This is a genomic window from Streptomyces sp. NPDC058457 (assembly GCF_042720695.1).
Classification (GTDB): Bacteria; Actinomycetota; Actinomycetes; order Streptomycetales; family Streptomycetaceae; genus Streptomyces.
Genome location: NZ_JBHXLU010000001.1, coordinates 169562 through 188759, shown reverse-complemented (window position 1 = coordinate 188759; position 19198 = coordinate 169562). Strand labels below are relative to the sequence as shown.

The 19198-nt window shown below is 72.9% G+C and carries 20 protein-coding genes; 12 read left to right on the top strand and 8 right to left on the bottom strand.

Annotated features, from left to right (window positions below; translation table 11 throughout):
• The first annotated feature begins 57 nt into the window (after window positions 1-57).
• The 3 genes from ACFWPS_RS00905 to ACFWPS_RS00895 all read left to right on the top strand — a co-directional run bounded on the left by ACFWPS_RS00905 (window position 58) and on the right by ACFWPS_RS00895 (window position 3779).
• Window positions 58-1563 carry an IucA/IucC family protein gene (locus ACFWPS_RS00905; RefSeq protein ID WP_383699409.1) on the top strand — a complete coding sequence of 502 codons (1506 nt, stop codon included), beginning with the start codon at window positions 58-60 and terminating at the stop codon, window positions 1561-1563.
• A gap of 147 nt (window positions 1564-1710) precedes the next feature.
• Complete coding sequence (locus ACFWPS_RS00900) at window positions 1711-2976, top strand: VWA domain-containing protein (RefSeq protein WP_383699407.1); 1266 nt, start codon at window positions 1711-1713, stop codon at window positions 2974-2976.
• Window positions 2976-3779 carry a hypothetical protein gene (locus tag ACFWPS_RS00895; RefSeq protein WP_383699405.1) on the top strand — a complete coding sequence of 268 codons (804 nt, stop codon included), beginning with the start codon at window positions 2976-2978 and terminating at the stop codon, window positions 3777-3779. The genes ACFWPS_RS00900 and ACFWPS_RS00895 overlap by 1 nt, the downstream gene beginning before the upstream one ends.
• Before the next feature lie 364 nt (window positions 3780-4143).
• Here ACFWPS_RS00895 and ACFWPS_RS00890 read toward each other — a convergent pair whose 3' ends face one another.
• Entirely contained in the window at window positions 4144-4770 is a 627-nt protein-coding gene (locus ACFWPS_RS00890; protein ID WP_383699403.1) for a winged helix-turn-helix transcriptional regulator, read from the bottom strand.
• A gap of 81 nt (window positions 4771-4851) precedes the next feature.
• Here ACFWPS_RS00890 and ACFWPS_RS00885 point away from each other — a divergent pair, with 81 nt between their 5' ends.
• From ACFWPS_RS00885 to ACFWPS_RS00865, 5 genes are all read left to right on the top strand, one after another.
• Window positions 4852-6060, top strand: coding sequence for a pyridoxal phosphate-dependent aminotransferase (locus tag ACFWPS_RS00885; protein WP_383699401.1), 1209 nt, complete (start codon window positions 4852-4854; stop codon window positions 6058-6060).
• Between the two features lie 33 nt (window positions 6061-6093).
• On the top strand, window positions 6094-6624 hold the full coding sequence (locus ACFWPS_RS00880) for a hypothetical protein (RefSeq protein WP_383699399.1): 531 nt from the start codon (window positions 6094-6096) through the stop codon (window positions 6622-6624).
• A gap of 3 nt (window positions 6625-6627) precedes the next feature.
• Entirely contained in the window at window positions 6628-7227 is a 600-nt protein-coding gene (locus ACFWPS_RS00875) for a histidine phosphatase family protein (RefSeq protein WP_383699397.1), read from the top strand.
• Window positions 7228-7316: 89 nt separating this feature from the next.
• Window positions 7317-7934: a hypothetical protein gene (locus ACFWPS_RS00870; RefSeq protein WP_383699395.1), complete on the top strand. Its 618-nt coding sequence runs from the start codon at window positions 7317-7319 to the stop codon at window positions 7932-7934.
• Window positions 7935-8041: 107 nt separating this feature from the next.
• Window positions 8042-8464 (top strand): acyl-CoA thioesterase, encoded by a 423-nt coding sequence (locus ACFWPS_RS00865; protein WP_383699393.1) that lies wholly within the window; start codon window positions 8042-8044, stop codon window positions 8462-8464.
• 30 nt (window positions 8465-8494) lie between these two features.
• Here the strand turns inward: ACFWPS_RS00865 and ACFWPS_RS00860 are convergent, their stop codons facing one another.
• Window positions 8495-8896, bottom strand: a complete 402-nt coding sequence (locus ACFWPS_RS00860; protein ID WP_383699391.1) for a winged helix-turn-helix transcriptional regulator — start codon at window positions 8894-8896, stop codon at window positions 8495-8497.
• A gap of 113 nt (window positions 8897-9009) precedes the next feature.
• Here ACFWPS_RS00860 and ACFWPS_RS00855 point away from each other — a divergent pair, with 113 nt between their 5' ends.
• The gene (locus tag ACFWPS_RS00855; RefSeq protein WP_383699389.1) at window positions 9010-10437 is read left to right on the top strand and encodes an MFS transporter; all 1428 of its coding nucleotides are present in this window, start codon (window positions 9010-9012) and stop codon (window positions 10435-10437) included.
• Window positions 10438-10508: 71 nt separating this feature from the next.
• On the opposite strand, the gene ACFWPS_RS00850 is transcribed toward ACFWPS_RS00855, so the two are convergent.
• Window positions 10509-11363, bottom strand: a complete 855-nt coding sequence (locus ACFWPS_RS00850; RefSeq protein WP_383699387.1) for an NAD(P)H-binding protein — start codon at window positions 11361-11363, stop codon at window positions 10509-10511.
• Between the two features lie 102 nt (window positions 11364-11465).
• Here ACFWPS_RS00850 and ACFWPS_RS00845 point away from each other — a divergent pair, with 102 nt between their 5' ends.
• Entirely contained in the window at window positions 11466-12257 is a 792-nt protein-coding gene (locus tag ACFWPS_RS00845) for a helix-turn-helix domain-containing protein (RefSeq protein ID WP_383699789.1), read from the top strand.
• A 72-nt stretch (window positions 12258-12329) separates the two neighbouring features.
• On the opposite strand, the gene ACFWPS_RS00840 is transcribed toward ACFWPS_RS00845, so the two are convergent.
• Entirely contained in the window at window positions 12330-14612 is a 2283-nt protein-coding gene (locus tag ACFWPS_RS00840) for a CoA transferase (protein ID WP_383699385.1), read from the bottom strand.
• Between the two features lie 26 nt (window positions 14613-14638).
• Window positions 14639-15505: an alpha/beta fold hydrolase gene (locus ACFWPS_RS00835; RefSeq protein WP_383699383.1), complete on the bottom strand. Its 867-nt coding sequence runs from the start codon at window positions 15503-15505 to the stop codon at window positions 14639-14641.
• Between the two features lie 103 nt (window positions 15506-15608).
• Here ACFWPS_RS00835 and ACFWPS_RS00830 point away from each other — a divergent pair, with 103 nt between their 5' ends.
• On the top strand, window positions 15609-16088 hold the full coding sequence (locus ACFWPS_RS00830; protein WP_383699380.1) for a MaoC family dehydratase N-terminal domain-containing protein: 480 nt from the start codon (window positions 15609-15611) through the stop codon (window positions 16086-16088).
• Between the two features lie 26 nt (window positions 16089-16114).
• On the top strand, window positions 16115-16534 hold the full coding sequence (locus ACFWPS_RS00825; RefSeq protein WP_383699378.1) for an acyl dehydratase: 420 nt from the start codon (window positions 16115-16117) through the stop codon (window positions 16532-16534).
• A gap of 6 nt (window positions 16535-16540) precedes the next feature.
• On the opposite strand, the gene ACFWPS_RS00820 is transcribed toward ACFWPS_RS00825, so the two are convergent.
• From ACFWPS_RS00820 to ACFWPS_RS00810, 3 genes are read right to left on the bottom strand one after another with little or no spacing between them, the layout of a single operon-like run.
• The gene (locus ACFWPS_RS00820) at window positions 16541-17491 is read right to left on the bottom strand and encodes a zinc-binding alcohol dehydrogenase family protein (RefSeq protein ID WP_383699376.1); all 951 of its coding nucleotides are present in this window, start codon (window positions 17489-17491) and stop codon (window positions 16541-16543) included.
• Window positions 17488-18297: an ABC transporter permease gene (locus tag ACFWPS_RS00815; protein WP_383699374.1), complete on the bottom strand. Its 810-nt coding sequence runs from the start codon at window positions 18295-18297 to the stop codon at window positions 17488-17490. The genes ACFWPS_RS00820 and ACFWPS_RS00815 overlap by 4 nt, the downstream gene beginning before the upstream one ends.
• Window positions 18294-19154 (bottom strand): ABC transporter ATP-binding protein, encoded by an 861-nt coding sequence (locus ACFWPS_RS00810; protein WP_383699372.1) that lies wholly within the window; start codon window positions 19152-19154, stop codon window positions 18294-18296. The genes ACFWPS_RS00815 and ACFWPS_RS00810 overlap by 4 nt, the downstream gene beginning before the upstream one ends.
• Between the last annotated feature and the right edge of the window lie 44 nt (window positions 19155-19198).

Genomic DNA, 19198 nt, shown 5'->3' with positions numbered 1-19198 from the left:
TATGTCGCCCGTCACCGGTCATCATGAACCTCGTACCCGTCCCCGAGGAGCCCTCCCGTGCACCGTCCCTCCCCCGTCGAGACCCGGCTCGCAGCGGAGCTGGCCGAGGTGCGGCCGGACCTCGTCCACCGGTACGAGGCCGAGCTGCCCGGTGCGCGGGCGGCGGTGCTGACCCGGCTGTGGCGGGCGCTGGCCCACGAACCGCTGCCGTGGGTGGCGCGCCGGGTGCGCGGGGCGCACAGCCTGGCCCTGTGGCTGGCCGACGGCCGGGCGCTGCACGGCCCGCGGGCGGATCCGTACGCCACCGACGCGTATGTGACCGCCGTACGTCTGGACGGGGTGGCGTACGTCGATCCGGCGCGGCTGATGACGGATCTGGGGTGGCCGCACTCGGGTGGGTTCGCGGCCGAACTCGGGCACAGTGCCGCGTCGTTGGCGCTCTCGCGGGCCGACCGGGAGTTTCCCTCTAAGGAGTGGCCGGACCGCGACTGGGAGTGGGAGCAGCGGGTCGTCGACGGGCACCCCTTCCATCCCAACTGCCGGTCCCGGCCCGGTTTCTCGGCGGCGGAACAGCTCGCGTACGGGCCGGAGCACCGGTCGGCCGTACGACTGGAGACGGTCCCGGCCGCGGCCGGGGACTGCCTGCTGACCGGCGACTGGCCGGACGAACTCCGGGACGGGGAGCGGCTGCTGATCCCCGTGCACCCGTGGCAGAGCGCCCATGTCCTGAAGGGCGGCTCCGCCGGGCACTGGCGGGACGCGCATCCCCTGATGTCCCTGCGTACGCTCGCACTCCCCGGCGGACCGCATGTGAAGACCGCGCTCACTTCCCGGCTGACCTCGTCCGTGCGGGACATCTCGGCGTACTCGGTCGGCGCGGCGGCGACGTTGTCGTCGTTCGCAACGGACCTGGCCACCCGCTCGGACGGCCTCCTGCACGTCACCCGCACCCTGGGCGCGGTGACCGCGGGCTCCCCCGATCTGGCGGCGCTGCTGCGCGAGTCGCCGCAGGCGTACGCGGCGCCCGGCGAGCGGGTCCTCCCGGTGGCCGCGCTGGCCGCCACCGCCCTCCCCGAATCACCGTCCTGGCTGGCCGAGTTCACCCGGCTCGCGCTGACGGTGGGGCTGCGGCTGCTGGACCTGGGCGTGGCCCTGGAGGCGCACGGCCAGAACCTTCTCGTGGTGCTCTCCGGGACCGGGGCGCCCCTCCGGCTGGTTTACCGCGACCTGGCCGACATCCGCCTCAGTCCCGCCCGCCTCAGCCGTCATGGCATCACCCCGCCCGGCCTGACGGGCCGCCTGGTCACGGACGACGAAACGACTCTGCGCCGCAAGCTGTTCGGCTCCCTGGTCGCGGGCGCCCTGGCGGGCACGGCGGGTTCCGGACCGGCCCTGGCGACGGCCCTGGAGGCGGCCGTACGGCACCTGCCCGCCTCCCCCGACCTGACGGCCCTGCTCGAAGGCCCGCTGCCGGCCAAGGCGTTGACCCTGATGCGGCTGTCGCCGGAGGTGCCCGGGGACCAGTGGGCGGCACTGCCGAACCCGCTCGCCGGCGCCCGGTGACCGCCATGGCCCGCCAACCGGCACCCGCCCGGTGATCGCGGATCGCACCGGCCCGCCCGCCGCACTCCGTCGGCCTGCCGGTCACTCCGGTTTCGGGCTCCGGCCCCCGTTTTGGAGCCCGGCACCATTGATCAATAGGATCCGCCGATGATCAGAACACATCGGCCGGCGGCAGGAGTCTGCGCTCTGCTCGCCGCCCTGGCGGCCGGGATCGCGTTCCCCGGCCAAGCGGTCGCCGACGAGACCGCACAGGCCGCCCCCAAGGTGGAACTCGTGCTGGACGTCAGCGGCTCCATGCGGACGGCGGACATCGACGGCGGGACGCGGATGGCCGCGGCCAAGCAGGCGTTCAACGAGGTGCTGGACGCGACCCCCGAGGGGGTCCAGCTCGGCATCCGCACGCTGGGCGCCAACTACCGCGGCAACGACCGCAAGGAGGGCTGCAAGGACACCGCGCAGCTGTACCCGGTCGGCACGCTGGACCGCACCGAGGCGAAGACCGCCGTCGCCACGCTCTCGCCGACCGGCTGGACCCCGATCGGCCCCGCGCTGCTCAAGGCGGCCGACGATCTCCAAGGCGGCGACGGCACCCGCCGTATCGTCCTGATCAGCGACGGCGAGGACACCTGCCAGCCGCTGGACCCGTGCGAGGTGGCCCGCGAGATCGCCGCCAAGGGCGTCGGGCTGACCATCGACACGCTCGGCCTGGTGCCGGACGCCAAGACCCGCGACCAGCTCAGCTGCATCGCGGACGCGACCGGCGGCACGTACACCTCCGTCCAGCACAAGGAGGAACTGACCGACCGGGTCGGCCAGTTGGTGGACCGGGCGGCGGACCCCGTGGTCACGCCGGTGGCGACCGAGGGAACGGACCAGTGCTCGTCCGCGCCCGCGCTGAAGTCGGGGCTGTACACCGACCGCGAGGAGTTCGGCCAGCAGCGCTGGTACAAGGTCGACGTCAACCCCGGTCAGGAGCTGCGCGCTTCGGTGAGCGTCGCGGCCGACCGGGCCGTCAACTCCGACTACGGCGTACTGCTGCGCGCGGTGACCGTGCACGGGCGGGAGATCGTGCGGGGCGAGGCGTCGGGGCTTGGCCGTACGGACGTCATCTCGACCGGGCTGCGCTACCCGAAGGCCGAGAGCGACGACGACGAGGACACCACCCCGGAGACCGTCTGCCTCCAGGTGACCAACTCCTTCTCGGCCGCGTCCGGGGTGAAGACCAGCCCCGGTCTGCCGGTCGAGCTGACGGTCGACGTGGTGGACGGGCCGTCGAAGGCGAGCGACGTCGCCTCCTTCGGTCTCGGCCGCGGCTGGTGGCTGCTCGGCGCACTGGTGCTGACCGGCTTCCTCGCGGGTCTGGTGTGGGGCTGGGTGTCCCGCTGGCGGGTCGCGGTCTGGAGGACCAACTGATGTCGATCACACGTGTGTTGAGCGCCGCCCTGCTGGCGGTGGGCCTTGCGGCGGGTCCGGCGGCGGCCGACTCCTCGCCCTCGCCGAGCGCCTCGGAGGACAGCGGCGCGCCCACCCAGGCGGGCACGTCCTTCCGTACCGCGACGGAGATCGACCAGGGCCAGCAGGCGACGGCCGGCGGATCGACCGGCGACTACCTGTACTGGTCCTTCCCGGCCGACGCCGGCCAGCGCCCGGACGTCAAGGCGACGGTGAAGCTGCCCGACTCACACGCCGCGCAGACCTGGCAGCTCGACGTGTACGACGGGCTGCGGCGCCGGCAGGCCTGTCAGTACGGCGCGCAGACCCGCACGGCCGCGCAGGGCACCGCCTCGGTGGAGCTGGCCTGTGTGATGCGTACCGTCCGGGCCTGGTCGGAGCCGTGGGCCGACGACCCGCTGCCCGGCACGTACTACATCCGGCTGACGGTGGTGAACCTGACCTCGGCGGACCTCGGCCAGCCGGTGAGCGCCGAGGTGAAGGTCGGCTCCAAGGACATCGGCGGTTCGGCGGCGGTGGACGGTTCGCTGGCGAAGCCGCTGGTGCCGGGAATCGCCGTGAAGTCCGGCTCCGAGTCCGACGAGGACAGTTCCTCCTCGACGAAGTCGGCGGTGCTGTCCTCCATCGAGCCCGACGACGGCTGGTCCTCCGGCTGGTGGACCGACCGCTGGGTGTGGACCGGGATCGGCGGCGTGCTGGCCGCACTGGCGGGCATCGGCGGGTATGCGCTGACGCGGGGGGCGGGGCGGCCGCGGGGGGTTTGACCGCCGGTCCGCCCACCCGCCCATCCGACTCGGTCACTTGAAAAGTCCAGGTCCGGGGTGACGGCTCGCCGCCGCCCCGGACTCGGCCGACTCCGTCAGCTGAAAAGGTCCAGGCCTCAGGCATCGGCCCTGCACCGCCCGCCGGACACAGCCGAGTCCGGCCGACTGAAAAGATCCAGGTCCGGAAGACGCCCCGGATGACGGCCCTGCGCCACCCCCGGACTCGGCCGACGCGGCCGGCTGAAGAAATCCAGGTCCCGGATGACGGCTCGGTGGCCCACCCGGACCCGGCCGACCCGGCCGGCTCCGTCGGTTCCGTCGGTTCGGCCGACGGATGCGTAGGAGTCCGGGGCACGCCCCGTCGTCAGGCCTCCCGTAGCTCCTTGGCCAGGGCCCCGTCCCCGGTCACCGTCACCCGGCCGGTCCGTACCGCCTCCGGCAGGTCCAGTTCGCCGCGGGCCAGGGCCGTACCCGTCCCGGTGTCGAGGACGAGCCGTGCGTCGGGCTCGGCCGGGGCGGGGCCGTCGCCGTACACCGAGCCGTCCTCCGCGCCGACGTGGAGGTGGAAGTGCCCCTCCCCCAGCCGGACTTCGACGAGCCCCTCGCCCTCCAGGGCCCGCAGCAGCGGCAGCGCGAACCAGTGGGCGCGTACCGCGTCGGTGGGCCGGCGCTCGCCCAGTTCGGGCTCTCCCCACCTGCCCAGCGCCTGCAGCACCGGCAGCAACTCCCGTCCGCGCGCGGTGAGTTCGTAAACGTACGCCGCACCCGGCGGGGGCAGCCGCCGCCTGGTGGTGACCCCGTCCCGCTCCATGTCCTTCAGCCGGGAGGCGAGGACGTCCGTGCTGACCCCCGGCAGATCCGCGTGCAGGTCCGTGTAGCGGCGGGGACCGGCGAGCAGCTCCCGGACGATCAGCAGGGTCCAGCGGTCGCCGACGACGTCGAGGGCGCGGGCTGCGGAACAGTACTGGTCGTAGCTTCGGCGAGGTGACATGCGACGCAGTCTAGACAAGATGTTGGACTTTCCAAGCTCCTACTTGGTAAAACCAAGCAACACGAGTTCCCGGAGGGGCGCATGGAGTTCCGGCAGTCCAACAAGCTCAGCGAGGTCTGTTACGAGATCCGCGGACCGGTGATCGAGCACGCCAACGCGCTGGAGGAGGCGGGCCACAGCGTGCTGCGCCTGAACACCGGCAACCCCGCGCTGTTCGGCTTCGAGGCGCCGGAGGAGATCCTCCAGGACATGATCCGGATGCTCCCGCAGGCACACGGCTACACCGACTCGCGCGGCATCCTCTCCGCCCGCCGGGCGGTAGCGGGGCGCTATCAGACCCTGGGCCTGGAGGTGGGCGTCGACGACGTCTTCCTCGGCAACGGCGTCTCCGAGCTGGTGTCGATGGCCGTCCAGGCCCTCGTCGAGGACGGCGACGAGATCCTCATCCCCGCCCCCGACTTCCCGCTCTGGACGGCGGTGACCACCCTCGCCGGCGGCAAGGCGGTGCACTACCTCTGCGACGAGCAGGCCGACTGGTACCCGGACCTGGCCGACATGGAGTCGAAGATCACGGACCGCACCAAGGCCGTGCTCATCATCAACCCGAACAACCCGACCGGCGCGGTGTACCCGAAGGAGATCCTGGAGGGCATCCTCGACCTGGCCCGCCGGCACGGCCTGATGGTCTTCGCGGACGAGATCTACGACCAGATCCTGTACGACGACGCCGTCCACCACTCCGTCGCGGCCCTCGCCCCCGACCTGGTCGTCCTCACCTTCTGCGGCCTGTCCAAGACGTACCGGGTGGCCGGCTTCCGCTCGGGCTGGCTGGTCGTCACCGGCCCGAAGCAGCACGCCAAGGACTACCTGGAGGGCCTCACCATGCTGGCCTCCATGCGGCTGTGCGCCAACGCCCCCGCCCAGTACGCCATCCAGGCCGCGCTCGGCGGCCGCCAGTCCATCCGTGAACTCGTCACCCCCGGCGGCCGGCTGTACGAGCAGCGCATCGTGGCCTGGGAGAAGCTCAACGAGATCCCCGGCGTCTCGTGCGTCAAGCCGAAGGGCGCCCTCTACGCCTTCGCGCGCATCGACCCCAAGGTGCACCCGATCCACGACGACGAGAAGTTCGTCCTGGACCTGCTGCTCCAGGAGAAGATCCAGGTCGTCCAGGGCACCGGCTTCAACTGGCCCACCCCCGACCACTTCCGCATCCTCACCCTCCCCCACGCGGAGACCCTGGAGACGGCGATCGGCCGGATCGGGCGGTTCCTGAGCGGCTATCGGCAGTAGTGGACGGCAGGGCTGTCCGGGTAAGCCCTCCCCATGACCCAGCGCCCCCTGCTCCTCCTCGACGTCGACGGCCCTTTGAACCCCTTCCGGGCCCTGTTCCTGCGGCACCGCGGGTACGTGACCCGCCGGCTGCACCCCGCCAACTGGTCCGCCCGCCAGCGGCCCGGCTCCCGCAGGCTGCGCCGGGGGCTGCGGGTGCGGCTGCACCCGGGGCACGGGGCCCGGCTGCTCGCACTGCCGTACGAGCTGGCCTGGGCCACCACCTGGATGCATCAGGCCAACGAGATGATCGGGCCGGTCATCGGACTGCCCGAGCTGCCGGTCATCGAGTGGCCGGAGCTGTTCGCGACGGATCCGGACGGCCTGTACTGGAAGACGCGGACGGTCGTGGCGTGGGCGGCCGGGCGGCCGTTCGTGTGGGTGGACGACATGGTCACCGAACTCGACGTCCGCCATGTCGCCGAGCACCACGAAGGGCCCGCACTGCTCCTTCCGGTGGATCCGCGGCACGGCCTGCGGGCGCGTGAGTTCGCCGAACTGGAACGCTGGGCTCATAGCCTCTGACGTATGGCTGATGTCTTTCTCGTCCGGCACGGTGAGACCGAGTGGTCGCGGTCCGGACGGCATACCGGGTGGACCGACGTGCCGCTCACCGAGCACGGCAGGGACGAGGCGCGGCGGCTGGTGCCGTTGATCCGCTCGCACCGCATCGGTGCCGCCTTCGTCAGCCCGCTCCAGCGGGCCCGCGAGACGGCCGAGCTGATCGGGGTGCCCGACGCCCGGGTCGACGCCGACCTGCGGGAGTGGGACTACGGCGGCTACGAGGGCGTGACCACCATGGAGATCCAGCGCACCCGGCCCGGCTGGTTCCTGTTCACGGACGGGGTGGCGCCCGGCCCGCCCGGCCATCCCGGGGAGAGCCCGGAGCAGGTCGGGGAGCGGGCGGACCGGATGCTGGCCAAGGTCGAGGCGGCCCTCGCCAACACGGAGGGGGTCGTGCTGCTGGTGGCCCACGGGCACTTCCTGCGCGTCCTGACCGCCCGCCGCCTGGGCCTGCCCCCGTCCGCCGGGGCCCTCTTCCAGCTGGCGACCGGGACACTGTGCCGGCTGGGCACGGAGCACGAGCGGCCGGTGATCGCGGGCTGGAACATCCGGCCCGGCGGATAGCGGGACCGCGTTGTCAGTCCCCGGTCGTAGTCTTCGAGCAGGCCGCCCGTCAGGCGGTTCCGGACCACGGACCACCGGGGAGGAGCACCGTGACCCGACCGCCCACCGCCGCGCAGCGGCGGGTCATCGACGCCGCCGACCCGGTCACCGGACGGCTGCGGGGTACGGAGGCGCAGCTGGCGGCGCTGGTCAGGCGCGGGCTCGCCTTCCGGCACCCGCGCCCGCCGCACGACCACTTCCTGACGCCGGCGGGGCATCGGACGCGGGAGGCCCCCGAGCCCCGGGCCGCGACGGAGCCCGAGCCGACCGGGGGCTTCGCCGCGCGGGTCGGCGGGGCGGACGCGGCCGACGCCGGGCCCGCCCGTGCCCGCGAGGTCCACAGCGCCTGGCAGGGGCTGCTCGAACTGCGCCGGATGACCAATCCCGACGGCGCCACGGACCGGCCGTGCGGCTGGGAACGCGCGCATCTGGTGCGGGCCGCCGCACTCGCCCTGGAGGCGGCCGGGCATCCGCCCGAGGGGCCGGACACCCCCGGGTACCGGGTGCGGGCAACCCCGCAGCCGGAGGCGGTCGCGGTGTACGCACCGGAGGGCGAGCCGCTGCGGGCCTGCGCGGCCACCCTGGAGCGGGCGGGCTGGCAGACCGGCGAGTACACGGAGCCCCGGAGCAGAACGCGCTATCTGCTGGCATCGCCACGCCGGGTGTGACCGTCGTGTCAGGATGCCGACAAAGGATCAGTGCGTCGTACACGAGACGTCGACACGAATGTCGACACGAACGTCGGCACGAACGTCGTACACGAGAAGGGGAAGTCGTGAGCGAACCGTATTCCGTCCGCGTCACGGTCCGTGGCTACGAGACCGATGTGCAGGGCCATGTGAACCAGGCGGTGTACATCAACTACGCCGAGCACGCCCGCTGGTCGCTGCTCCAAGCGGCCGGGGTCACGCAAGCCGAGCTGATCGGGCGGGGCGTGGGACCGGTGGGACTGGAGACGACCATCCGTTACAAACGGGAGCTGCTCGCCGGTGACGAGGTCGATGTGACCTGCGCGTTCGAGTGGAGCGGCGGCAGGACGTTCCGGGTGGTCCAGAAGATAACCAAGGCGGACGGCACGCTGGCCGCCGAGGTCGACGCGGTCGGCGGGCTGCTGGACCTGAAGGCCCGGAAGCTGGTGGCCGACCCTCGTGAGATCTTCAAGGAACTCACCTCGGACCCGGAGCTGTTCGGGCTCTGAGAGCCGGCGGGCCCGTCGGTTCCGATCCGTCTACGCGTCGAGCAGTTCGGGCTGGTGCTCGGCGTCGTAGGCCGCCCGCGCCTCTGCGATGTACCCGCGGTTGCGCTCGGCCCAGTCGGTCAGCCCCAGCAGGGTCTCGTGCAACTCCAGCGCCACCGGGGTGAGTCCGTACTCCACCCGTGGGGGCACGGTCGGGTACACGGTGCGGGTCACCAGTCCGTCGCGCTCCAGGTTGCGCAGGGTGAGGGTCAGCATCCGGCGGCTGATGCCCTCGATGCCGCGCTCCAGCTCGGTGAAGCGGATGGGCCCGTGCGAGGCCGCGACCAGGATCTGGACGCTCCACTTGCCGGCCACCCTGTCAAGAACCTCACGGACCGGGCAGGCGTGCGCGTTCACGACCTGGGCGGTTACACCGGTGTTCCTCTGGGACATCCGACTGCCTCCTTACGCCGACTCCCATGGTCACCCACGATGTCCTCCGTTACAAGTCGTGCACCAAGGGACCGGTACCCGGTTCCGCCGGAGAACACGGAGGCCACAGCGCCATGACGGCTGCCACCACGTCACCGACGCGCACACGGCATCGAACGTACCCTCGCCGGGCATCTCTCGCCATTCTGTGCGCGGGAGCCCTCATGACGATTCTGGACGGCACCATCGTGACCGTCGCGCTGCCCGCGATCCAGACCGACCTGGGCTTCTCCGGGGCGGGGCTCGCCTGGGTGGTGAACGCGTATCTGATCCCGTTCGGCGGACTGCTTCTCCTGGTCGGCCGAATGGGTGATCTGCTGGGCCGCAAGCGGATGTTCACGGCCGGGATCGCCGTCTTCACCGCGGCCTCCGTGCTGTGCGGGCTGGCCACGAGCCAGGGACTGCTGATCGCGGCGCGGGCCGTGCAGGGCGTCGGCGGGGCGATGGCCTCGGCGGTCGTGCTCGGCATGCTGGTCGCTCTCTTCCCGGAGCCGCGTGAACAGGCCCGTGCCATCGCGGTGTTCAGCGCGGTCGGGTCGCTGGGCGCCACGCTGGGCACGTTCCTCGGCGGGGCGCTGACCCAGGCGCTGAGCTGGCACTGGATCTTCCTGATCAATCTGCCGATCGGCGTCGTCGCCTGGGTGGCGGCGGTCCGGGTGCTGTCCCCGGAGCGCGGCGCCGGGCTCCGCGACGGCGCCGACTACCCGGGCGCGGCGCTGGTCACCGGTGCGCTGATGCTCACCGTGTACGTCGTCGTGGGCTCCGCCGACCGCGGTACGACCACGACCCTGCTGCTGACGGCGCTCACCCTCGTCCTGTTCACGGCGTTCACCGTCCGCCAGACGCGCGCCCGACGCCCGCTGCTGCGGCCCAGGCTGTTCCGCTCCCGGTCGCTGACCGGCGCGAACGCCGTGCAGATCCTGATGGTCGCGACGATGTACGGCTTCCAGTTCATCGGCGCGCTCTACCTCCAACGGGTCCTGGGATTCGGGGAGTTGGCCACCGGCTTGGCCTTCCTCCCGGCGCCGGTGGCGCTCGGGGTGCTGATGACGACCCTCTCCGCGCGGGCGATCGGCCGCTTCGGGGCGTACCGGGTGCTGCTCGCCGGGCTGGTGCTGATCAGCGGCGGCATGGCGCTGCTGAGCCGGGCCCCCGCCGACGGCTCGTACGCCGCCGATGTGCTGCCGCCCATGCTGCTGATGGCGGCCGGGTTCGCGGCCGCGATGCCCCCACTGACCGGTCTCGCCATGTCCGGCGCCGCCGAGGAGGACGCCGGCCTGGCCTCGGGGCTGTTCAACACCACGCAGGTGGTGGGCGGTTCACTGGGCCTTGCGGTGCTGAGCACGCTGGCGGCGAGCCGCACCGCCGGACTGCTCGACCGGGGCGCGGAGCTGGTCCCGGCCACCGCGGAGGGCTACCGGCTGGCGTTCCGGGTGGCGACCGGGCTCGCGGTGGCCGCCCTGGTGCTGGCGGGGGCGGTACTGCGGCCGCGGAGCCGGTGAGGCGGGGTCTCGACGCCGCGCACACCAAGCCCCATTGACCTCAACCCGTCGCACAGGGCCGCCCGTCGACCTCAGCCCACCTCGAAGAGAGCCTTGTTGTCCGCGGCCCAGGTCCGGAAGGTCCGGGCCGGCCGGCCCAGCACCTCGGCCACGTCCTCGGTGAGCACCGCGTTGCCTCCGGCGCGGACGAACGCCAGGCCGGTCAGCACCCCGCCGGCCCGGGTCTCGTCCATGCCCCAGGCGGTACGGAGGAATTCGCGGGTCTCGTCCGGGGACAGGTCCCGGGCCGGGACCGGGCGGTCCAGGACCTCGGCGAGCACGGCGGCCTGGCCGGGGACGGTGATCGCCTCGGGACCGGTCAGGGTGTACGTCCGCCCCGCGTGCCCGGCGTCCAGCAGGGCCCGCACCGCCACCTCGGCGATGTCGCGCGGGTCGATCACGCCCGACGCGCCGTCCCCGGTCATGTTGGGCACCGGCTCGCCCGCGCGCAGGGCCTGGCACCAAGTCAGCGTGTTGGAGGCGAACGACGACGGCCGCAGCACCGTCCAGGCGAGCCCGCTGTCCCGCACGGCCCGCTCGCCGGCCGCGTGCCACGACCCGGAGGGGCCGGAGGCCGGGTCGCCGGTGCCGATGGCGGAGAGCTTCACGAGCCGGTCGACGCCCGCGGCCCGCGCCGCGGCGACCAGTGCCGCGTCCTGCCCCTCGTCGGGGCCGGGCGGCCGCAGCAGGAACACGGCCGTCGCCCCGGCCAGCGCGGCGTCCAGGGAGGCCGGGTCTCCGTAGGCCCCGCGCACCGCCTCCACTCCGGCGGGCAGCTGCGCCTTGGCCGGGTCGCGGGTGAGGGCGCGCACCTTCGCACCGCGCCCGGTCAGTTGTCGTACGACGTCACTTCCGATGGTGCCCGTGGCACCCGTCACCAGAATCATGTGGTCCACGGTGGGCCCGGCGGGGCGCCCGGCTCTTGGAAATTCCGGCACGGCCGGCCCGACCGGGCGGCTGCGCCGGGCCGTTACGGTGGAAGGGTGCCGATGACCATCGCCGAACCGCTTCCGACCACGCCCGAGGCGCTGCGCCCGTGGGTCGCGGAGGTGCGGACCATGTCCTTCACCGACCCGCCCGAGGGGACGTTCGTCCAGTTGCCGGACGCGGGGACCAAGGTGGTGCTGCGGGTGACTGGGGACGGGCGGCGTGACGTGCTGGCCGTCGGGCCGCGGGTGCGGGCGGCCTACCACGAGGGGAAGGCCCATATCGCCTGTGTGGAGCTGCGCCTCGCACCGGGAACCGCCCGGGCTCTGCTGGGTGTTCCGGCCGCCGGGCTGGTCGGCCGGGTGGTGCCGCTGGACGCCCTGCCGGGCGGGGTGGCCCGCCGGTTCGCGCGTGAGGTGCGGTGGCTGGATCCGCGGGAGGCGCTGCCCCGTATCGCCGAGGTGCTGCCCGGGCTGCTGGCGGAGCAGGCGGACCCGGCCCGGACGGCACTGCTGCGGGCGGGTGTGGCCGCGCTGTCGGTGCGGATGGACCGTTCGCCCGCGCAGGTGCAGGACGTGGCCCGGGAACTGTCGGTCAGCGAACGCCAGTTGCGGAACCTGTTCAGCGACGGCGTCGGCGTCTCCCCGAAGCACTACGCCCGTATCGAGCGCGTCCGGACGGTCGCCGCCCGGGCGGGCAGCGCCGGCTGGTCCGAACTGGCCGCCGCCACCGGCTACTTCGACCAGTCGCACATGACGACCGACTTCCGTGCCCTGATGGGCGTCCCGCCCCGCTCCTACTTCAGGGGCCGGCTGCCCGCCACGACCCCCTGCCAGTCGATCCGGCAGCCCTGAACCCGGACACGCGGTCACGGTCGGCCGGTTCGGAGGCGACGGGGAAGGCGACGGCCGTGACGGCGGCGGCGCTCACCGCAGCACTCCCGCGTCGTGGAGGTACCGGAGCCGCTCCGGGGAGTATCCCGCCACCTCGCGCAGCACCTCCGCGGTGTCGGCGCCGAGCAACGGTGCGGGCGTGCGGACCGAGCCGGGGGTGCGGGTGAGCCGGATGGGCGGGCCTTCGTGGAGGAAGGCGCCGGCGGCGGGGTGCGTCATCCGGACGTAGAAGCCGCGCGCCCTCAGCTGCGGGTCGTGTTCGACCAGTTGACTGCCGTCCTGCACGGCCCCGGCGGGCACCCCCTGCTGTTGCAGCAACTCGGCGGCCAGGTCGGCGGGGAGTGTGCGCGTCCACTCGCCGATCGCCTCGTCCACCAGGGCGCTGTGCCGCCTTCGGTCGAGGGCCGTCGCCCCTCCGGAGACCAGGCCGGGCCGTCCGATCACCCGGCACAGCGCCGCCCACTCCTCGTCCGAACGGACGCTGACGGCAAGCCAGTTGTCCGCGCCCAGGGACCGGTACACGCCCTGCGGGCTCCACACCGGATGCGTGTTGCCGATCGGGGACCGCGCGGAGGTGAGCAGGCTGGTGCCCATGTGGGCCGCGATCGCCTCCAGTTGGGAGAGGTCGACGTGCTGTCCGCGGCCAGTCCGTTCCCGGTGTTCCAGCGCGGCGACGGTGGCCAGCGCCGCCTGCAGTCCGGCCACGATGTCGCCGTGGCCGTAGATGACCCCGACCACGTCGCCGGGCCCCCAGCCGGTGAGGCCGGTGAGCCCCGAACTCGCCGAGACGGTGTCGGCGTACGACACCCAGCCCGCCCGCGGTCCGGTGTGGCCCATGCCGGACATGCTGACGTAGACGAGGCGGGGGTTGATCTCGCGGAGGGTGTCCCAGCCGAGGCCGAGCCTGGTCATGACGGTGGCGCTGAAGTTCTCGACGAGGACGTCCGAGGAGGCGACGAGGTCGCGCAGCACGGCGACGCCGTCGTCGGTGCGGGTGTCGAGGGCGATGCTGCGCTTGTTGCGGTTGACCTCGTTGAAGTAGCCGTTGGTGTCCGGGTCGGTGTGGGGGCCGCGGGAGAGGTGCATGAAGGGCGCGAACCGGGTGGGGTCCGGGCGGCCGGCCGACTCCACCTTGATGACGTCGGCACCGTGGTCGGCAAGGACCTTGGTGCAGTAGGGGCCCGCGAGCACCCAGGTCAGGTCGAGGACGCGGACGCCGTCGAGGGCGGGGCGGGCCGAGCCGTCGCCCCCGGTGCGGACCCGGCGCTCCTCGTCGAGCAGGACCTGGTCGGCCCCGCGGCCGGGTGTGCTGAGCGAGGTGATCCGGTGCCCCTCGGGGAACGCGAACGGGAATCCGAGGTCGGTGCGGCCGTCGACCTCGGTGAAGAAGCCGCGCGCCACGAGCTGCGGGTTGTCCGGCAGTTCGGCCGGCACGTCGACGGCGGCCCAGGGCAGCTTGCGGTCCTGGGCCCGCTCCGCGAACTCGGCCTTCGGCCAGGTGCCCGCGAAGTCCTGGACGACCTTGAAGACGTGCTCCTGGTGCTTCTTGCGCTCGACCGGGTCCTGCCAGCGGGGTTCGGTGAGGTCCGCCTGCGCGCCCTGCTCGCACAGCCAGTCGAGCAGCGCGTCCCACATCCGGGGGCTGCCGCCGAGCCCGCCGCCCAGCTGGCCGTCGGCGGCCCGGAACAGCCCGTGCGGGACCAGCGGGTGTACGGGTCCGGGGCGCGGCGGCACCCGGTCCTCGTGCAGATAGGCGAGGGTGCCGGCCTCCAGGGCGGCGGCGACGCAGGCCTGCGCGGAGACGTCGGCGAGCTGTCCGGGGCCGCGCCGACGCGCCCGCAGACCCAGCAGGGCGGCGATCGCCGCGTTGACACCCGCAAGGTGTTCCGCCTGGTTCTCCGGCAGGTGCAGGGGCGGGCCGTCCGGGTCGCCCACCTGGGCGAGCATCCCGCCGAGGGCGGCCACGACGAGATCGGTGCCCTGCCAGTCGCTGCGCGGGCCGACCAGCCCGAAAGGGGTCACGCGGACGTGGACCAGGTGGTCGAGGCCGGTGGTGTCGGCGCCGCCAGGGGTGCCGTCGAGGAGGATGTCGGCGCCCGCGAGCAGGCGGCGCAGCTCCGGTGGCCCCGAGACGGTCACCGAGCGCTTTCCGGCGTGCCAGTGGGCGAAGCCGGCCGGGTCCTCCTGCCGGTCCGGGTGGCCCTCGGGGGGTTCGGCCAGGACGACCTCGTAGCCGACACCGACCAGCAGCCGGCCGGCGAAGCGGGTGAAGGGGCTGGTCAGTTCGACGACCCGCGGGGTTTCCACTGCGCTCACCTGTCCTCCTGTCCTCTGTCCTTCGGTCAGCCGTGCCGCTGGTTCAGGAAGCCGTCGACCACGCTGTGGAAGTCGTACGGCCGCTCCTCCTGGAGGTGGTGCGAGGCCTCGTTCATCACGTGCAGGTTCCCCTTGGGGATCATGCGAGCGAGCATCAGCGGGTAGTCGGGGGTGAGGAAGGCGTCCTGCATGCCCCACATGAACAGCACGGGGGCCTGGATCGTGCCGAGTTCGGCGGTCAGGTCCTGCCAGTCGCCGCGCGGGTTGTCGGAGGCGCCGGCCAGTGCGGTCTCCTCGGGGTCGAGACTCTGCTCGTAGCGCAGCCGTACCGTGCCCTCGGGGACGGCCTCGGGGTCGTACCACTCCAGGCGGGCCATCAGCTCGCGCATCTTGGTGAGGGACGGGCCGTCGCCGCCGTAGTAGACGTCCCGGGCGTTGCGGCCGCGGCGGCCGCCCTCCGGGAGCGGGGCGAGCGGGCCGTAGAAGACCGGCATGCTGCCGGTGACCACCAACGACCGGACCCGCTCGGGGTACTTGGCGGCCAGGTTCAGCGCGATGGTGCCGCCCCAGGAGTTGCAGACGAAGTCGGCCCGGTCGATCTCCAGGGTGTCCATCAGGGCCACGGTCTTCGCCGCGTGGTAGTCCCACATGGGGCCCTCGATGACGGGCTTCGCCGACCTGCCGTACTGCAGGATGTCGACCAGCAGACAGCGCCGGCCGGCCGCGAACAGCGGGGCCACCTGCCCGAAGTCGGACCAGCCGGTGCAGCCGGGGCCGCCGCCGTGCAGGAAGATCGTGGGGCTGCCCGTGCCCAGCTCGATGTAGTGGTACTTGACGCCGTCCGCCTCCGCGTAGGCGCCCTGCGGGGGCGCCTGGATGTCCATGAGATCCATGACCGGATCGTGCCGGGCGGCACGGGCGGGTCCAAGCGGGGCGGTCCGCTGAGTGGTCCGGGTCTGTGGCCACGGAGGTGCGGCTCTTCCTAGGGTCCCCGGCATGCTGGATGTCGCTGAGGAAAGAGCCCAGGCGGCGATGGGCCACTGGGAGGCTCGCTCGCTGGGAGTCGTACGGGCCGAGGCGGCGGCCGAGTTCGCACGGGCCGCCGGGGACACCGCGCCTGCACTGGTGGATCCCGCGGACCCCGCCTTCGTGGTGCACCCGATGTACCTCGTCAGCCTGCTGCGGCCGGAACCGGGCGTGGAGCCGGACGAGTTGCGGCCGGACGGCATGTACCGCGACGAGGTGCCGGGCACCGACGGGCTGGACGTACGGCTCATGGCGGGCGGTCAGGCGGTGCGCTGGGTCGGGGAGGTCCGGGTCGGCGACCGTGTCGAAGTACGCCGTGCGGTCACGGCTGTCGACCGGAAACGGCCGGATCTGCTCCTGATCACGGTGGAGAAGACGTACGCCGCCGAACGCGGCCCCCTCGCCGAGGTCACGCTCATCGAGGTCACGGAGAGGTTCATCGTGCGATGACAGAGGCGGCGATGACGGAGGCTTCGATGACGGAGGCCGCGACGGCAGAGGCTGCGGTTTCGCGGGCGGTGGCGGAGCTCGTGCCCGACGAGGTCATGCTGCTGCGCTTCGGCGCGGTCACCCGCAACACGCACCGCATCCACTACGACACCGCCTTCGCCCGGTCCGAGGGCCTGGCCGGGCCGGTCGTCATGGCACAGCTGCACGGCTGTCTGCTGCACCGGGCGGCCGCGGCCCACGCCGGGCCGACGGGACAGGTGCGTGAGGTCTCCTGGCAGAACCGGGCGCCCGCTCACCCGGGCGACCGGCTCACGGTGACCGCTTCCGTACGGGGCGTGGACCCGGTCAGCGGTGAGATCACCCTCGATCTCGTCGAGCACCGCACGGACGGTGCCGTGTGCTGCCGGGGCCACGCCGTCGTCGCACCGGACCGCGCCCGGGACTGACCCCGCTCAGGAGAAGTCCAGTACCACCTTCCCCACCGCCTCCCCCGTCCGCAGCCGTTCCACCGCCTCGGCCAGCCGCTCGGGCCGGTGCCGCTCGACCGGCAACTCCAGTTCTCCGGCGGCCAGTTCGCCCAGCATCCGGTCGACGTCGGCGGCGACCTCCCGGCCCCGGGTCATCAGGTTCACCGGCAGCAGCGAGACGTCGGCGAGCAGGAAGTCCGCGAGGTCGACGGTGAGTTCGCGGCCCGCGGTGTAGCCGACCAGGGCGACCCGGCCGCGCGGCCGGACCAGGCCCAGAGCGGCCCGCAGCACCGGCCCGCCCACGGTGTCGACGACCACGTCCACCGGCCCGCCGACCGCGTCCGCCGTCAGCTCCCCCGCCAGGACCGCCTTCGCGGCGGCCGGTACCCGGTCCAGCTTGGCGGGCCGCCCGACCACGCCGATCACCTCGGCCCCGGCCCGCGCCGCGACCTGCACGGTCAGCGATCCGACCGCGCCCGCGGCTCCGGTGACCAGCACCCGCTCGCCGGGCCGCACGCCCGCCACCGAGTGGACGGCCGCCCAGGCGGTACCGGCCGGGGTGGAGAACCCGCAGGCGAGCGCGGGATCCGTGCCCTCCGGCACCGGGATCGCGGTGGCGTCCGGGACCAGGGCGTGGCCCTGCCAGCAGCCGTCCCGGCGCAGTCCGAGTCCCTTGCCGTTGATCCTGACCAGGCTGCCCACCGGGTGGGTGTCCGAGGCGAGCACGAGGCCGGCCCCGTTGGTGCCGGGCACGGCGGGCAGGTCCGGCAGGATGCCGAACCTGCCGTCCACGACGTTGAGATCGAGGTGGCCGACCTGTGCCGCCAGCATCCGCACGAGGGTGTGGCCCGGCCGCGCTTCCGGCACCGGCCGCTCCAGGAGCCGGGGCAGCACCCCGAACCGTTCGAGGACCAGGGCACTCGACTCGTTGCTCACAGTTTCACTCCGTATCGACGCAGGACCCGGGAGGCCGCGATCCGCAGCACGCGGTCGAAGACGAACCCGAGGATGCCCAGGGTGATGATCCCGACGAACACCCAGTCGATGCGACCGTAGTTGCGGGAGGTCCAGATCAGGGAGCCGAGACCGACCTGGGCGGCGACGATCTCGGCGGACACGATGGTCAGGAAGCTGTTGCCCATGGCCAGCCGGGCACCGGTGACGATGTAGGGCACGGTCGAGGGCAGCACGATCCCGCGCAGGATCTGCCCCCGGCTCGCGCCGAGGGAGGCGGCGGCGCGCAGCTTGGACTCGCCGACCGACATCACCCCGGCGCTGGTGTTGAGGATGACGATGAAGACGGCCGTGTAGAAGATCAGCACGACCTTCGAGGACTCGCCGATGCCCAGCCAGACCACGGCCAGCGTGACGAAGGCGACCGGTGGGATGAACCGGAAGAACTCGATGTACGGCTCCAGGAGCTGGCGCACGACCTTGATCTGGCCGACGAGCAGTCCGGCCGGGACGCCGACGAGCAGTCCGAGGCCCCAGCCGATCAGGATGCGGCGGCTGGAGGCGATGATCGAGTTGGTGAGGGTGCCGTCCGCGGCGAGGTCGCCGGCGGCGGTGAAGGTCTCGTGCGGGGACGCCACGAGCGAGGGGCCGTAGTGCAGGGCGAGGAGCTGCCAGACGCCGAGGCCGACGAGCACGGAGACGGTGTACAGGCCGGCGGCCCGCAGTCCGAGGACCGCCTTGCGCTCGGCGCGCGGTTTCGGCGGGGCGGCGACGGTCACGGTGGTCACGAAGTCTCCTCCGGGTCGAGTCCCTGCTCGCGCAGGGCCTTGCGGACCTCTTCGCCGATGTCCTGGCGCAGGCTGCGGCGCAGGTCGAGGGCGGCCGGGTCGTCCTCGTCCCGGGGCCGGGGCAGGTCCACCGGGTAGACGGACCTGACGGAGGCCGCCGGGCCCGCCGTCATGACGGCGACCCGGTCCGCCAGCAGGATCGCCTCGTCGATGTCGTGGGTGACGAACACGACCGTGCAGCCGGATGCCTGCCAGATGCGGGCCATCTCCTCCTGCATGACCTGCCGGGTCTGCGCGTCGAGCGCGCCGAACGGCTCGTCCATCAGCACGACCCGGGGCTGGTTCGCCAGCACCCGTGCGATCTGTACCCGCTGCCGCATACCGCCCGAGAGCTGCCCGGGGAACCGGTCGGCGCAGTGCCGCAGTCCGACCAACCCCAGGTATTCGTCAGCCAGTTCGTGCTGCTCGGCGCGGGAGCGGCCGCGCATCCGGGGACCGAAGGCCACGTTCTGCCGGACGGTCAGCCAGTCGAAGAGCGCCTCACTGCTCTGGAACACCATCCCGAGGTCCGGGTCGGGTCCGGTGACCGGCTGCCCGTCGACGGTCAGCACCCCTTCGGACGGCCGGACGAACCCCGCCAGCGCCGACAGCAGCGTGGACTTGCCGCAGCCGCTCGGCCCGAGCAGACAGAGGAACTCACCGGCGGCGATGTCCAGCGTGATGCCGTCCACCGCGTGGAAGGAGCCGAACCGGATCCCGACGCCGTCGACGCGGACGGCAGCGCCCTGCCCGCCCTCCCGGCTGTCGGCGCCCTCGGTCCGGGCGGGCGCGGGGCCCGTCTGGATGGCCTTCGTCATCGGTCACGATCCCTTCGTGTCGAGTGGAAGGAGGCTTCTGCTGC